The sequence below is a fragment of the Dyadobacter arcticus genome (genome assembly GCF_011762185.1).
Classification (GTDB): Bacteria; Bacteroidota; Bacteroidia; order Cytophagales; family Spirosomataceae; genus Dyadobacter; species Dyadobacter arcticus.
This window is the reverse complement of record NZ_JAASQJ010000003.1, coordinates 81,096-95,696: the sequence shown is the minus strand read 5'-3', so window position 1 is coordinate 95,696 and position 14,601 is coordinate 81,096. Positions and strand designations below refer to the sequence as shown.

Sequence of the window (14,601 nt, the reverse complement as noted above, 5' to 3'; positions counted from 1 at the left end):
ACATTATCATTCTCGCCGTCCCTATCTTCATGAATACCCGAACTATTCTCAAAGCATTGGTAGATAAGGAAATAATTTCTGATCAACAGTCCTCAGTTATTTCCTCCTACGAGACCACCAGGCCATTTTCCATTCATTGGGAACTCCGTTCCATCCTGTACCTCGGCATCCTGTTTTTAACCTCAGGAATTGGAATTATTATTTATGAAAACATTGATACCATTGGCCATCAAGTTATTATTGCGACCATAGCTTGCCTTACCATTGCGTGTTTTGCATATACCTTTAAGCACAGCCTTCCATACAGCCACGATGAAGTAAAAAACCCCAATAAGCTTTCAGACTATGTATTGTTGCTAGGCTGCACGACATTTCTGGCTTTGGAAGGTTACTTACAGTTTCAATATACGCTATTTGGTACCCGTTACGGTGTGGCTATTATCATCCCGACCATCGTTTTTCTCTTCTCGGCCTATCGCTTCGACCACCGTGGAGCGCTATCTATGGGAATTACCGGCCTTGCATCCTGGCTGGGATTGACTATTGCACCATTGTCTATCCTTTCGGAGAATGACTTTACAGAGGAGCGGCTCGTCATTTCAGCGGTTATTCTCGGGATCGCTCTGGTTGCATTGGGCTGGCTGTCGTGCGAAAAACAGATTAAAGCACATTTTTCTTTCACATACCTTTTCATGGGCGGCAATCTTGCTCCAGCTGCCGCGCTGGTGGGTTTATTCACACATCCTTTTAAAATTGTCTATTTCTGTATTGGAATCGGGCTGTCTGTCTTTTTCGTATTGCGTTCTCGGCAGGCGCATTCGCTTCTGTTTCTTCTGATGGGCGTTGTTTATGGATATGTCATCATTACCTATTCCATATTCGAATCGATTGGAAGTGACGCAGCTTTTGCTCTGGGATCATTATATTTTATGCTTTCCAGTGCCGGAGTGATTGTTTTCCTATTAAAATACAAAGTGTTTTTAGGTATTAAAAAATGAAAAAAGCATATAACCTCCACTGGATCGAAAACCTTTATATCTCACAGGTATCATCGAGATGGCGAGCAAAGAATTTGCTTACCCCTGAACAGGAAGCGCAGATCAAAGTTGAATTCCCCGAAGAATTTTACCGTCCTGGTATCTTTGTCAAAATTGGGCTTTTCATTTTCGCGACCATTGCCTGTTCATTTTTTGTTGGTTTTATTTCCATTTTCTTCCTGGAAGCTGGGGGCGATGACGCGTTTTCTTTTCTAAGCATGATCGCGTGCGTTTGCTATCTTATTTCTCTGGAATACCTGATCAAAAACAGAAAGCTATTTCATTCAGGTGTCGATAATGCGCTGCTTTATGCAGCCATAACCGCTGCTTTCGTGCCCATGTTTATCCTATTCGAAGATGCTGACGTGTTGGTATACTGCATATTTTCATTGATCTTATTTACGCTGGCCACATTGCGCTATGCCGACCTGCTTACAACTATCGGATGTTTTGGGGCGCTGTTTACCTTACTGGCTAGTTTGATGTTGAAATTCCCATTGAGCAAAGCATTGTTACCATTTGCGATCATGATCCTTGCAGCCGGCATTTATTTTTCTATCAGGAACAACCGCAGCCTTTACTATGCCGATTGTATAAAAGTGCTCAAAGCACTATCACTGGTAACCTTTTACCTTGGCGGCAATTACTTCATCGTCAGGGAAGGCAATGCATTGCTCAATGAACTGAATTTACCGGTTTCTCCACAAATAGCTTTTGCGCCAGTCTTCTATTTCTTTACCACTGCAATTCCAGCATTTTATGTCATCGCTGGATTGAAAAGACATGACCGGGTATTATTCATCATTGGTCTGCTCACTTTTGCGTTTTCCATTTATACTTATCGAAGCTTTTTCAGTCAGCTCACTATTGCTCAGGAACTTCTGGTAGCAGGTATAGTTATGATCGCAGCGGCTGTAAGTGTGATCAAATATCTCCATACACCTAAACACCGCGTGTCCGACGAACAAGAAGGTCAACGCAAACTGGCGAATCTGGAAGCGATATGGGTTGCTCAAAACCTTGGACAAGCGCCTCAAGAAAACGGACTTGAATTCGGGGGCGGTAATTTTGGCGGCGGGGGTGCTGGTGAAGTATATTAATTTTGAGTAAATTTTAAGAACTTTATAATGGTTACTTAATTTTGCTCAAAATCCTCGTAATGAAAAAAATCGGTTGGCTGCTTTTCCTAAGCATTCAAAGTCTTTTATCCTATTCACAATCTTCTCAGAAAAATTCGACGGCTACTCTGGCCGAAAAAAAAGTGACCTCGTTTTTCCTGGCTGGTATGCTCATTCGGAGGGAATCATTTTTGATAAAACATTCTGGATATATCCTACATTTTCAGCACCTTATGATGAACAAGTTCATTTTGATGCCTTTTCATCAAAGGATCTGGTACTTGGGAAAAGCATAGTAATGCCCATCGATTGAGCCAGTGCGCCTAAATTGATAAGCCGCCTAAATTCCTCTTTAGTGTATACTCAACTTTTCAATAGATGATCGCGAGAAATTTTCTGATTACAGCGGCCCTTTATGTAATATCAATTTCAGTTAGTTCAGGGCAGAGGTTCTATTCAGTGGTATTTAGCAAACTCCCTCAGGATTACCAGCTCTATCCACGTGATGCCAAGGACGAAGGGACAGTGGCGATAGCAGGAATTTTGGAAACTGCGGGATGGAAGTACATTTCTGTACAGGTTACCCGGAATAATTTACCCTTCAAATATTTCAGGGCGCCCATCTCGTACAACGGAGCAAAAGGCAATTTCACAGCCGAAGCAAAAATTAAAGCTGAACTTGCGGGATATGATTTCCAACTTCATGTCTGCAAGGATGCAGATTCAGTTCTGGTCGTAAACAGGCAAAACATTGTCAGCGGGGATGTTTATGTCCTGTCAGGGCAGTCCAATTCCACAGGTTTTTTTGGTGAATCAGATACCAACCGGTTTTGCAGGACTTTCGGCAAGATCACGCAGGATCTGAATACGGCTGCTTATAATGCCGCAGATACTTTATGGACATTGTCGAACAGGAACGCCTACGACAACGGCGTAGGAACGATGGGGTTCGAAATTCAGAAACAGCTGATGCAGACCTCGGGAATTCCAAATTGCCTGATCCATGCAGGTTTCCACTGGTCGTCCGCTTTTGGACATGCGATCAGGAACGAAAGTAATCCCACCGACTTTAATACTGGTTATGGAAGAATGCTGTATCGGGTACGAAAAGCCGGATTGGCGAATGCGGTAAAAGCTTACATCTTCCGTCAGGGCGAAACGGAGGCTTACCATGAAGGGGCCGATTGGGAAGGGAATTTTGGAAAGCTGAGGAATAACCTCAAAACCGACTTCCCTGGCATTCAGAAATTTTACGTTTTCCAGATCGACATTATCTATTATCCATCACCTATTGGCGCAATATTGAGGGATTACCAAAGAAGGCTCCCCGACGTTTACCCGGACGTCCGGTCGCTTGCAACCGTGGGTACAAAGGGATTCGATGGCTTACATTACGGTCATGAAGGCAATGTGCAAAGCGGCCAGGAGTTATCTCGTCTGATCAAACGTGATTTTTATGGATCGAAAGACACTCTGAACATCAATTCCCCATCCCTTAGAAAGGCTTTTTACACAAACAATGACAGAAAGCAAATAATTCTTGTATTTGACAAGGGCCAGGAACTGGTATATCCCGAAAAATATCAACCCAACGGCAATGTGACGCTGGACCTGAAAGATTTCATCTATTTGGATGGATCTTCCACAGCTGTTACTTCCGGGAAGGCAGAAGAAAACCGGATCATTCTGGAATTAAATGGCCCGCAGGGAGGCTCAATTCTTAGCTATCTGCCTATGTTTCTGGAACAGGGAGGACCCTATTATCCTTTTAATGGGCCATACATAAAAAACAAACTGGGTATGCGGGCGTTCACTTTTTATGAGGTCAAGGTTTCCACGGGCCTGGCAACGCCAGTGCTCACTGCCATCGAAAACGGTGATAAAAGTGTGAAGCTCAATTGGGAACCTATCCCTGGTGCAACCACCTATCTCCTGGAAAGAAAGTTTTCGGAAGACGGAGAATATCGCGCAGTTGGTACTCTAACCGGGCAAACTACCGAATTCCTTGACAATCCCGGCAATGCATCTTTGAATATTACTTACAGATTAAAGGCATCCAGTCCCAGTTCAGAGTCGGTGGGTTTTGCCTTTGCCGAAATCAAAGCGCCAGTACCTATTATTTTAGGAGTAGAAACGGAAAGTATGTTTTCCGTTTTCCCCAATCCATTGGTTAAGGATCAGCCTGTTAACATTCGGTTTACCAAACCTGTGAATGGGATGATTTCAATTCTGAATACAAAAGGCCAGAAACTATCAGAGCAGAAAATCGGAGCAGCCCGTGATGTTTTGTTAACCTTTCCAAATCTTTCTTCCGGACTTCACCTAATCAGGTTCAAATCAGCAGACAAAGAATGGACAAGCAAAATACTGGTCCGCTGACCTACATATAGGTATCATCGTTGTCACTTGGAACGATTTTTGCTAACTGGCTAACAGAACCAGGAAACCGATATGCATCTATCGACGTACGAAGAAAAAGTAACGCAGGATTTGCTGAAATGGCAGCAAAAAATGCAAAAAAACCCCAATCTTGTCGACAGAACTTCAAAGGCTGTGCAGGACAAGATCAACAGCATTATTCCGGACAAGGTACATCAGGCTATCACAGCCACGATCAAACAAATGATCCGCGGTGTACTTACCGGCGCGGAATTCACGACTTCGCCTGTACTATATGGCAGCAATTTGGAAGCAATCGAAAAGGACGTTTTGAAAAAAATTAACTTTTATAAAAATGCAGGAGCAGCCGAAGGCGGAATAGCCGGTGCCGGAGGGTTCTTGCTTGCATTGGCTGATTTCCCCATTCTGATTGCCATCAAAATTAAGTTGCTTTTTGAAATTGCGGCCCTGTATGGTCGCCCTATTAATGATTACAAAGAGCGGCTTTTTATACTTCATATTTTCCAGCTCGCATTTTCAAGCCAAAAAAAGCGGCAAAAGATTTTCGAACAAATGACGCATTGGACGGCTAAAAGCAGCGGTTTACCCGACGACATTCACCAATTCGATTGGAAATCTTTCCAGCAGGAATACCGGGATTATATTGACCTTGCTAAAATGGCGCAGCTTATTCCCGGAATCGGGGCTGCGGTGGGGCTGATTGTTAACTACCGCTTGCTGTCCAGTCTGGGGAAAACCGCCATGAACGCTTACAGAATGCGCTGGCTCGAAGATCGAACATTGCCTGATAGTGAAACGCAGTCCTTTTTGCCCCAAGCATCCTAATAACAAAATACAGACAACATCGACGATCACTTTGCACAATATTTGAATGAGCGCTAAGAAAAAGGAACAGGTTTACAACAAAGGTTTAGATTCCGCCTTTCTGGCAGTTTACAACGGATACAGTTTTTTTATCCGTTTTTTCAGAGAAGCCTTTAAAGGAAGGATGGAATTTCAAGAAATTATAAAGCAATGCTATGCGATTGGAAATAAGTCCCTCCTGTTGATCGGGATGACGGGATTTATTACCGGAATGGTATTTACTAAACAGTCCAGACCTTCTCTTGCAGAATTTGGCGCCGTCTCCTGGCTTCCTTCATTGGTAGCTATCGCGATTGTGAGAGCTTTGGCCGCATTAGTAACTGCATTAATCAGTGCGGGGAAGATAGGATCAAGCATTGGTGCGGAATTGGGTTCTATGCGGGTTACTGAGCAAATAGATGCGATGGAGGTTTCGGCGGTGAACCCGTTTAAATTCCTGGTGGTAACCAGGGTACTGGCATCCACGATTTCCATTCCGATCTTAATGTTTTATTGTACGGCTGTAAGTCTGTTGGGTGCCTATATGAATGTCGCTCTAAATGAAGGTACCAGTTTCAGGGCCTTTTTCGAGAACGCATTTGAACAGATTACATTCCTGGACATTTTCACCTCGCTAGCCAAGGCGGTCGCTTATGGATTTACCATTGGGATTGTCGGTTGTTATCAGGGATATAATGCTAATAAAGGCACAGAAGGCGTGGGTAAGGCTGCGAATTCCGCAGTTGTTATCTCTATGTTCCTCATTTTCATTGAGGAAGTGATCATTGTTCAGGTATCTAACTATTTCAGAATTTAAAATGGAGACATTGAACAGAGCCGAAGAAACGCTTTCTGGTGAAACACTTTCCGCGGAACCAGTAATAGAAATTCAGGACCTCCATAAATCCTTCGGAGATCTGCATGTACTTCGGGGCGTTGATTTGAAAGTTGATAAAGGAGAGAATGTGGTTGTGTTGGGGCGGTCAGGAACCGGAAAGTCAGTTTTGATCAAGATTATCGCCGGGCTACTCAGGCAGGATCGTGGAAAATGTCATGTACTTGGACAAGAAGCATCCAGCCTTAATGACAAACAACTGCGCGATCTCCGTATGAAAATTGGATTTTCATTTCAAAACAGTGCATTGTACGACAGTATGACTGTGCGCGAAAACCTGGAATTTCCGTTGGTCAGAAACATTGCAAATTTATCTCGTTCCGAGGTTAATGAACAGATCGAATATGTGCTTGATGCCGTGGGACTATTGCAAACTATTAATCAGGTGCCTTCTGAACTTTCGGGTGGACAGCGTAAACGCATTGGTATCGCCCGGACATTGATCCTGAAACCAGAAATTATGCTTTACGATGAACCAACTGCCGGACTTGATCCAATTACCTGCCTGGAAATCAATGAGCTGATCAATGAGGTGAAAGAAAAGTACCACACCAGCTCCATCATTATTACTCATGATCTTACCTGTGCCCGGGCAACAGGCGATCGCATTGCCATGCTTCTGGACGGACAATTTCTGAGGCAAGGTACCTTTGAAGAAGTTTTTGAAACACAAGAGCCCCAAGTTAAAAGTTTTTACGATTATAATTTTATTCAGTAATAATGGAAACATCAACAAGAAAACGCTCCATAACCGTAGGTCTCTTCGTCGTAATCGGCATAATCATTTTTGTCGTCGGGATACTTACCATTGGAAGTATGAAGAAAGTATTTTCCTCCACCATTACCGTCAAAACAATCTTTGATGATGTAAATGGATTGAAACAAGGCAACAATATCTGGTACTCCGGCGTCAAGATCGGGACTGTAAAGTCCATCCGTTTCCTGACAAACTCCCGGGTAGAAGTGTTGTTAAATATTGAGGAAAAATCCCAGGAGTTCATCAGGAAGAATGCCAAAGCCAAGGTGAGCACCGATGGATTAATTGGGAACAAAATCATTGTTCTTTACGGCGGAACGCAAAAAGTGCCGTCTATTGAGGATGGGGATGTATTGTTGGTTGAAAAAATGGAAAGTACGGAGGAAATGCTTGCTGTCCTTTCTGAAAATAACAAAAACCTGCTTGGTATTACCAGCGCATTCAAAACCATCAGCAAAAATATCCTTGAAGGCAAAGGTACCGTGGGTATGTTGCTAAATGACAAGACACTATATAACGATGTGGATCAAACGATGGCGGCGATGAAGAAAGCGGCTGTAAATGCTCAAACATTAACCGCTTCTGTATCCGGCTTCACTGAAAAATTAAATCAAAAAGGTGGCTTGGCCAATGACTTTGCGACGGATACCATTATCATGCGCGACTTAAGAGGTACCATTGGAAAGTTGAGCGAAACCGTTTCTTCTGCTAATGTGATGGTCAATAACCTCAAAACAGCTAGTGCAGACCTCAATTCTAATACGACAAGCCCGCTTGGTGTTTTAATGCATGATGAGGCCACAGCGGCAAACCTGAAAGGGACTTTGAAAAACCTGGAAACGAGCACAGAGAAATTGGACGAAAATATGCAGGCGCTTAGATCAAATTTCTTGTTCCGTCGCTATTTCAAAAGAAAAGCAAAAGATGAAGCCAAACAACCCGCAAATGTGGAGGTGAAAGAACCAGTAAATCAATAATTGCATAGTTTTGCAGAGTTGGAAAGGTGCTGGAAATAGGACCGGACCTCATGTACTTTATTACTTCAGACTCTTGCGGCTGAGAAACTTTTAACTAGAAACCAATGGCTTTAGAACTCAATCCTGCCCTGGATGCCGAATATATCGATCAGGCTTATGGCGAAGATCCGGTAATCCTGTACATGATTTTTGATGCCTTTTTAAGCGACTCTCTTCCCCGTTGGACTTTATTGCACAATGCGCTGCTGGCGAACAACAAAAAAGAAGCAGCTAGTATTGTCCATGGCATGAAACCTTCCTTTACAATGACCGGGCTCACAAAAATCCGTCCAAAGGTGGATGCACTGGAGCGGGCGATTAAGAATGATGCAAGTGCTGAGGATTTAATGGAAATGTACCTGGAAATCTCAAATGAGCTGAATACAATGACCCCGATTCTCGAAACAGAGTCCGAAAGGTTGAAATTGATCTGACGTGATAAAATTGATTTTGACGAGCGCTTAGCCCAAAACTATGCGCTTTTTCTTTTTGCCTTATCCCAGGCTGCACTTTGCGATCCTTTGATATATCTGCGGATCCCCGCGATTACAGCATAATTCATGACGCAGAAATAATAAGGGACAAATAGTGCTTTCACTTTTATTTTCCGCGTTTCCAGAATCCAGCCAGCCAATGCCAGGGTATAAAAAGAAAACTGAGCAGCCAATATGAGTCCATAGAACCACCCTCCTCCCCTCGCAACAATCAAAATGTTCAGAATCAGTGCGAGAATCATCAAAAAGGGGGTAATAGTCCAGCGCAACACCCTATGACTGATGTATTGGAATGAAAGCATTGGATGATTAAACGGGTTCAGTAATGCTGGAAGACGCAAAATGGATTGGATCCCTCCTGCCGCAATCCTGACTTTTCGTTTCAATTCTTCCTGAATGTTTTCAGAAGATAACTCCGACGCGTAGGCATCAGGCTCATAGATAATGCGGTAACCCTGCTGAGCAATACGCATGGAGATCATAAAATCGTCAAGGATTGTGTCAGGTTCCACTTCTTTATATAACGAACGACGTACGCTGAACAACTCTCCCGCAGCCCCAACCACCGAATAGAGCTCAGAATCCCACTTTTTTAGTGTGGACTCATATTTCCAGTAGAAACCCTCACCCGCAGTCGCATCGGAAACAACATCCTGCATTACCCTTTTTTCTCCCGAAACCGCCCCTACCGTTGGATCCGCGTAATGTCGTGCAATGAGCAATAACGCTTCCCGGTTCAAAAATGTGTTTGCGTCGGTGTAAACCACCACCTCACTGTCCACCTCGTGCATGGCCCGATGCACCGCAAGAATTTTTCCGCTGCGAGCAGGCGTATGCATGAGTTTGATCTGCTTGTAGGCACTTACAATCTGCGGTGTACGGTCTGATGAGCCGTCGGTAATAAAGATAAGTTTCAGTTTTCCAGCAGGATAAGATAATTCCAATGTGTTTTTAATCTTCTCTTCAATGATACCTTCCTCATTATACGCAGCAATGATTAGCGTCAATGTTGGAAATTCCTGATCCACACCTGGGGCCAATCTCCTGCCTTTTAGAGCTCGCCTTATTCGCACCAGCACATAGAGTACGATCCCATATCCAAGGAATGTATAAAATACGACAAACAAACTGAGCCAGAAGAGTATTTCCATGATTAACGGGTCATCCGGTAGCCCAGGTTGTCGCTATCCGGTTTATTGGTAAAATGCCAGGAGATTGATTTGAGAAAAACGGGAATGAAGCTAAACTCCCTATTCTTCATGTATTGTAATAGATTTCTCGGGACCACCGTCGCAAAAAAATAGCAGCAGAAAATAAAAAAAGTGAAGCCGGGCGCATTTTTCCGGATAAAAAGGATCCGGTTGCGGTTCATAAAATATTCCTTTAATGCGGACCTTTTGCCCACTGACACAGATTCTTTATGATAAATCAATGCATTTAGGTCTACATGGATTTCGTAGCCCGCTTTTCTGATCCGTTCACACCAGTCCAGCTCTTCGTAATACAGAAAATAGTTTTCCGACATCATGCCGGCTTTTTCCAGCGCTTCCCGCCGGATCATCATCGCTGCCCCATGCGCATAGCCGGTTACTCCACTCAATGAATCGTATTGTCCTTTGTCCTGCTCAAACTGTCCGATAGACGCATTTCGAGCCGTGTAATAATTCATAGGTGTGTAGCCAGTGTATTGCAGCATACCTGGATGATCGAAATAATGGATTTTAGGAGATATTATTCCGATCTTACAATTACTTTCCATGTCTAAAACCAGCCTTCCAACTAGTTCGGCTGTAACCTCGGTGTCGTTATTGATCAGAAATAAATATTCACCGGTTGCATAACCGATCCCAATATTATTCCCCCCTGCAAAACCAGTATTTTTTTCCGACCTAACAAAAATAATTTCTGGATATTTCCTTTGCCAATCTCGTACATGGTTGACCGTACTACCATTGTCCACGACGATTATTTCGACATTAGGGTAGTTATTGACCTCTTGTAGCGACCTTAACAAGTCCTCTGTAACCTGGGGTTGATTGAAATTGACCGTCACAATGGAAACTTTTTTCATTCTGGAAAAATGACTTCTGGAAACGGTCTGAATGAAGGAATATTATAGTAGAATTGTAGAACTATTTCAAAAATAAGAATAAAAATATAGCTTTAAGAAAAATGTAGGTTTAAGCACCCGATTTTGTCCGTAGTATCCAAAAATTGCCTCAACAGTCCGTTAAAATCTAATTAAATGTTGGCAAAGTGAAAATATCATCTCTGAACATTAATAAGGTTTTGGACAATCGAGTCAGTCAATTTTCAAAAAACAGCCCTGAAAAAAACATACTATCCGACAAAGTACGGGAATTGATTGAGCTCATCAGTATCTCGGTGGTGGATAGCAATTCATCCCGTCTTTACCAACAGCAAATCGCGGAAGCTTTCCGTAAGTCTGCCTTAACCCAGAAAAAAATAGCACCCTTTCAAATGCTGGATGGGGATAACAATCTATCCAGGGAAGAATTGCTGGAAGGCCTTGAAAAGCTGCTCGCTGAAAACCGGATTGATAGCAATATAGGAAATGAACAAGCCAAAACCGGTGCTTTACAGAAAGGCATTATGCTTATCCTGGCCGTGTTGCTGGTCGTCGCAGGACTGGCCATGATCATCATGCCTGCTCCACCTAGCTTTGAAATTTTCACAGTTTATTATTTCAATAGCAACGACGGCGTCACGGTTATGGACCTTTTTTCATTGATGATCATTTTTGGCGGTGTGCTTTTGCTTGTGCTAAACTTCAAAAAGAAATGATCGCATTTTCCGAAGCCCCTGCGGCTGTCAAAAAAATACTTTTGGTTGAAGACAGCCGGTTATTCAGCAAAGTTGTGGAAGCTGCCCTGATCCGGGCGGGCTACCAGTGCGTTCTTTGCGAATCTGCGTCGGATGCATTGGAAATGTTAGTCACTGAAACACCCGACTTGATCCTCTCCGATTACGATATGCCTGAAATGAACGGTTTTGATTTTCGGCAGGCCGTTTTAATGAACCCAATTATCAGTGACATTCCCTTTGTTTTCCTAACATCTTTTACAGATAATTCCCTGGTACTGGAAGGTTTAAGCATGTCCGCGCTGGATTTTATAAATAAGGAAACACCTATTCCTGTTATCATTTCCAAGCTAAATAACATTATCAGATCCTTACAAAATGAGCATACAAGATCCGTCCGGGAGCTGAAAATTGCGGCGGATACATTGAATGTAAAGTCCATTCCCGTCAAAGCTCCCGAAGTGCCCGGCTTTCGGATCCATTTCTGGCATAAAGGTTACCGGGGATATCCTGGGGGCGATTTTCTGGATTTTGTTCAGGTCGACGGCCGGTTTTGTTTTGCATTCCTGGGCGATATCATGGGAAAGAAGTGGAAAGCCTGGTTTTTTACGTTTGGTTTTCTAAGCTACATCCGCGCGGCGATCCGGTTTTGCGTCCTTGATAATGATTTTGGTCTTGATACCATTACCCAAAAGATCAATAAACTGATTTGTCTCGATGAAAGTCTTCAAAATATCCTTTCAAGTCTTTCACTTCTCCTGCTCGACAGCCAGACCGGCGCTGTACATTATACCGGTGCAGGCGATTTACCGCTGATCAATTTCAGGTTCAGCGATAAGAGAATTACAACAGTCCAATCTTCGGGCTTGCTGCTCGGATTGCTGGAAGATGGTTTTTATGATAAACAGACCATTCAAATGCTAACAGGCGATAGTCTCGTCATTTTTACAGATGGAATGATCGACATTCCTTCCAATGGGTCCAAAAAGAGTGATTATCCATTTTTTGTTGAGAAAATCAGTCCGTATTTAAGTCAACCTGAAAGCTTTGACCTGATTCAAACACAAGTGTTGGACCGCATTGATGATAGCAATCAAATGGACGATGCAAGTATCATATTTATTGAAAAAATTTAACCCTCATGATCTTAAAAACGCGCGAAACAAACCGGGTTGTAATGGCAACCATCTTACCCGTTGAGGCCAGCCTAGCCAATTCAGACCCATTTAAAGAGGAAATGATCAGCCTGATGGTACAGGGTGCGAGGCTCATTATCGTGAGCTTTGAAAACGTAAATTACATCGACAGCTCTTTCCTGGGAAGCTTGGTGGTGGCACTCAAATATGCGCTGCCCAGGAATATCGATATCTATCTTGTTTCTCTAAAACCTGATGTGCATAACCTTCTGACACTGATCAGAATGGACAAGGTCTTTAAAATTTTTAAAGACTATGACGAGGCGACAGCAACATTAAACAACGCATGAACGGGTACAGCGATAGATTTGAAACGATTTTTAAATGCGACCTGGAAGCAGTTTCAGATAAAGTCAATCTTTGCATTGCCCATATCGAGCAAAGTGCGGCAGGCAATAACATTGGATTAGGCGTCATCACTCGCACCAAATGGGTGATTACGGAAATGCTTACCAATGCCATAAAACATTCGGATGTGGAAGAGTGTCTATTGACGATCAGAATGAATGCAACGCAACTGCTTTTTGAGAAAAAAGACAACGGCAATCCGCTATCACTCCATAGGTGTGATGAGGATAAAAAAATTGTCTGGCCGCTTGAAAGTGCATCTTTTCCAAAAAAAATTCAGGTATCGCATAACGGAAGCGAATCTCTTTGGGCGGTGGCAGATGATGCCAACCACGTTATTTTTTATATTCAGGAAATTGGCGATCCGGCAATGCCAGCACTATTGAAGGATACCAACGAACATTTTGGGTTATTGATTTTGACGAAAGCATCGGACACATTCGAATATCATTATGAGCCTGAATCTGCTACAAACCGGTTTTTGAGTACGTTTAACCTGCAAGCAATCTGATATGAAACATCGGTTTGAAGTACTGGATATTTTTCGGGGACTGTTTGCATCGCTTGTATTCTTGTATCACCTGAGCCCTTTTGCAAAAACGCCTGTCATCAACAACAGCTTTGTCGCCAATGCGGATATGTTCGTCGACTTTTTCTTCGTGCTCAGCGGTTTTGTCATCGCATACAGTTACCAGGCGATCTCGACGATCGACGAGGTAAAGTTGTTTCTTAAAAAACGGTTTCTCAGGATCTATCCATTGCATTTATTCATGCTGATCCTGTTCGTTGCGGTAGAGTTTGCCAAAAACATGTTGACAACCTTTGTAAAAGTCAACAACCCAAATGATCCGGATAATAATATCTTCACCTTCATTACATCCCTTTTCTTACTCAACTCCACACCCATATTTGATCCTAAAGATGTAAGCTGGAATATTCCAAGCTGGTCTATCAGTGCAGAAATGATTGCTTACATTATTTTCGCCGCACTTACCCTTACCATTTTCGTACTGCGAGCGGATAGGGCGAAAAACTGGATTTACTTCCTAATGGTACTGGTTGCTGCGGGAGCATTAATATCCATTCAAAATGGTTTCAAGATCGATTTCACATTCGATTACGGTTTCCTCAGAGGGATCGTCGGTTTTTTTCTGGGTGCAATCTGCGTCAATATTTTCAGGCTGAGTTACAGCACATTTTCATTAACCCATTCGTCCTGGTTCACCGCTGCTGAAATTCTCGCCGTGATAGCGATCATTGTCCTGATCTGCAATGGGCAAAGCTTGAAAGATATCGGGTTTGTATATGAAGCCTTATTTTTTGCCAGTATCTATATTTTTGCCTTCGAAAGGGGAATTATATCCCGTTCCATCAAGAATATCAAATTGCTGCAAAACCTTGGTAAGTACTCCTATTCCATTTACATGAGTCACGCGCTGATGATCAGCATTTTCAATGTGGTTTTCATCCGGATATTGAAATTTCCTGAGACGGCCTATTCCTATCTTTTTATAGTCAACTTTTTAATCATCTATATTTTCTCGGCAGGGACTTACAAATACATTGAAATGCGATTTGCATACAAATCGAAACCCAGAACACGTGTCGAAGTAATCGACCAAAAACCTGAATTAAAAACTCCGTAACAGTCAAAATAAGTCATAACTACCTTTA

The 14,601-nt window shown here is 42.9% G+C and carries 15 protein-coding genes and 1 pseudogene; 14 read left to right on the top strand and 2 right to left on the bottom strand.

The window, feature by feature from the left end; translation table 11 throughout:
* The first annotated feature begins 29 nt into the window (after nt 1-29).
* The 9 genes and pseudogenes from FHS68_RS13840 (at nt 30) to FHS68_RS13805 (ending at nt 8,500) form a co-directional block, all read left to right on the top strand.
* Nucleotides 30-998 (top strand): DUF2157 domain-containing protein, encoded by a 969-nt coding sequence (locus FHS68_RS13840; protein ID WP_167271097.1) that lies wholly within the window; start codon nt 30-32, stop codon nt 996-998.
* A complete protein-coding gene (locus FHS68_RS13835; protein ID WP_167271095.1) occupies nt 995-2,137 on the top strand; it encodes a hypothetical protein in 1,143 nt (380 codons plus the stop codon). The genes FHS68_RS13840 and FHS68_RS13835 overlap by 4 nt, the downstream gene beginning before the upstream one ends.
* 118 nt (nt 2,138-2,255) lie before the next feature.
* Nucleotides 2,256-2,452 (top strand): annotated as a pseudogene (locus tag FHS68_RS26430) (hypothetical protein); the annotation flags it as partial.
* Nucleotides 2,453-2,533: 81 nt separating this feature from the next.
* Nucleotides 2,534-4,534 carry a sialate O-acetylesterase gene (locus FHS68_RS13830; RefSeq protein ID WP_167271093.1) on the top strand — a complete coding sequence of 667 codons (2,001 nt, stop codon included), beginning with the start codon at nt 2,534-2,536 and terminating at the stop codon, nt 4,532-4,534.
* A gap of 72 nt (nt 4,535-4,606) precedes the next feature.
* Complete coding sequence (locus FHS68_RS13825) at nt 4,607-5,380, top strand: EcsC family protein (protein WP_167271091.1); 774 nt, start codon at nt 4,607-4,609, stop codon at nt 5,378-5,380.
* A gap of 46 nt (nt 5,381-5,426) precedes the next feature.
* Nucleotides 5,427-6,215: an MlaE family ABC transporter permease gene (locus FHS68_RS13820; RefSeq protein WP_167271089.1), complete on the top strand. Its 789-nt coding sequence runs from the start codon at nt 5,427-5,429 to the stop codon at nt 6,213-6,215.
* 1 nt (nt 6,216) lies between these two features.
* The gene (locus FHS68_RS13815) at nt 6,217-7,011 is read left to right on the top strand and encodes an ABC transporter ATP-binding protein (protein WP_167271087.1); all 795 of its coding nucleotides are present in this window, start codon (nt 6,217-6,219) and stop codon (nt 7,009-7,011) included.
* A 2-nt stretch (nt 7,012-7,013) separates the two neighbouring features.
* Entirely contained in the window at nt 7,014-8,027 is a 1,014-nt protein-coding gene (locus tag FHS68_RS13810) for an MlaD family protein (RefSeq protein ID WP_167271085.1), read from the top strand.
* A 104-nt stretch (nt 8,028-8,131) separates the two neighbouring features.
* Nucleotides 8,132-8,500, top strand: coding sequence for an Hpt domain-containing protein (locus FHS68_RS13805; protein WP_167271083.1), 369 nt, complete (start codon nt 8,132-8,134; stop codon nt 8,498-8,500).
* Nucleotides 8,501-8,538: 38 nt separating this feature from the next.
* On the opposite strand, the gene FHS68_RS13800 is transcribed toward FHS68_RS13805, so the two are convergent.
* Together FHS68_RS13800 and FHS68_RS13795 are read right to left on the bottom strand one after the other, a co-directional pair.
* Nucleotides 8,539-9,711: a glycosyltransferase family 2 protein gene (locus FHS68_RS13800; RefSeq protein WP_167271081.1), complete on the bottom strand. Its 1,173-nt coding sequence runs from the start codon at nt 9,709-9,711 to the stop codon at nt 8,539-8,541.
* 2 nt (nt 9,712-9,713) lie between these two features.
* A complete protein-coding gene (locus tag FHS68_RS13795) occupies nt 9,714-10,631 on the bottom strand; it encodes a glycosyltransferase family 2 protein (protein ID WP_167271079.1) in 918 nt (305 codons plus the stop codon).
* 185 nt (nt 10,632-10,816) lie between these two features.
* Between FHS68_RS13795 and FHS68_RS13790 the strand changes: the two genes are divergently transcribed.
* From FHS68_RS13790 to FHS68_RS13770, 5 genes are read left to right on the top strand one after another with little or no spacing between them, the layout of a single operon-like run.
* The gene (locus tag FHS68_RS13790; protein WP_167271077.1) at nt 10,817-11,365 is read left to right on the top strand and encodes a hypothetical protein; all 549 of its coding nucleotides are present in this window, start codon (nt 10,817-10,819) and stop codon (nt 11,363-11,365) included.
* Nucleotides 11,362-12,519: a response regulator gene (locus FHS68_RS13785; RefSeq protein ID WP_167271075.1), complete on the top strand. Its 1,158-nt coding sequence runs from the start codon at nt 11,362-11,364 to the stop codon at nt 12,517-12,519. The genes FHS68_RS13790 and FHS68_RS13785 overlap by 4 nt, the downstream gene beginning before the upstream one ends.
* A 5-nt stretch (nt 12,520-12,524) precedes the next feature.
* Complete coding sequence (locus FHS68_RS13780) at nt 12,525-12,869, top strand: STAS domain-containing protein (protein ID WP_167271073.1); 345 nt, start codon at nt 12,525-12,527, stop codon at nt 12,867-12,869.
* Nucleotides 12,866-13,438: a sensor histidine kinase gene (locus FHS68_RS13775; protein WP_167271071.1), complete on the top strand. Its 573-nt coding sequence runs from the start codon at nt 12,866-12,868 to the stop codon at nt 13,436-13,438. The genes FHS68_RS13780 and FHS68_RS13775 overlap by 4 nt, the downstream gene beginning before the upstream one ends.
* A 1-nt stretch (nt 13,439) precedes the next feature.
* Nucleotides 13,440-14,573: an acyltransferase family protein gene (locus FHS68_RS13770; RefSeq protein ID WP_167271069.1), complete on the top strand. Its 1,134-nt coding sequence runs from the start codon at nt 13,440-13,442 to the stop codon at nt 14,571-14,573.
* The last annotated feature ends 28 nt before the right edge of the window (nt 14,574-14,601 follow it).

Excerpts from the sequence above, each read along its gene's own strand:
- FHS68_RS13840 (WP_167271097.1), top strand. The coding sequence starts at position 30 with ATGAATACCCGAACTATTCTCAAAGCATTGGTAGATAAGGAAATAATT.
- FHS68_RS13835 (WP_167271095.1), top strand. The coding sequence starts at position 995 with ATGAAAAAAGCATATAACCTCCACTGGATCGAAAACCTTTATATCTCA.
- FHS68_RS13830 (WP_167271093.1), top strand. The coding sequence starts at position 2,534 with ATGATCGCGAGAAATTTTCTGATTACAGCGGCCCTTTATGTAATATCA.
- FHS68_RS13825 (WP_167271091.1), top strand. The coding sequence starts at position 4,607 with ATGCATCTATCGACGTACGAAGAAAAAGTAACGCAGGATTTGCTGAAA.
- FHS68_RS13820 (WP_167271089.1), top strand. The coding sequence starts at position 5,427 with ATGAGCGCTAAGAAAAAGGAACAGGTTTACAACAAAGGTTTAGATTCC.
- FHS68_RS13815 (WP_167271087.1), top strand. The coding sequence starts at position 6,217 with ATGGAGACATTGAACAGAGCCGAAGAAACGCTTTCTGGTGAAACACTT.
- FHS68_RS13810 (WP_167271085.1), top strand. The coding sequence starts at position 7,014 with ATGGAAACATCAACAAGAAAACGCTCCATAACCGTAGGTCTCTTCGTC.
- FHS68_RS13805 (WP_167271083.1), top strand. The coding sequence starts at position 8,132 with ATGGCTTTAGAACTCAATCCTGCCCTGGATGCCGAATATATCGATCAG.
- FHS68_RS13800 (WP_167271081.1), bottom strand. The coding sequence starts at position 9,711 with ATGGAAATACTCTTCTGGCTCAGTTTGTTTGTCGTATTTTATACATTC.
- FHS68_RS13795 (WP_167271079.1), bottom strand. The coding sequence starts at position 10,631 with ATGAAAAAAGTTTCCATTGTGACGGTCAATTTCAATCAACCCCAGGTT.
- FHS68_RS13785 (WP_167271075.1), top strand. The coding sequence starts at position 11,362 with ATGATCGCATTTTCCGAAGCCCCTGCGGCTGTCAAAAAAATACTTTTG.
- FHS68_RS13780 (WP_167271073.1), top strand. The coding sequence starts at position 12,525 with ATGATCTTAAAAACGCGCGAAACAAACCGGGTTGTAATGGCAACCATC.
- FHS68_RS13775 (WP_167271071.1), top strand. The coding sequence starts at position 12,866 with ATGAACGGGTACAGCGATAGATTTGAAACGATTTTTAAATGCGACCTG.
- FHS68_RS13770 (WP_167271069.1), top strand. The coding sequence starts at position 13,440 with ATGAAACATCGGTTTGAAGTACTGGATATTTTTCGGGGACTGTTTGCA.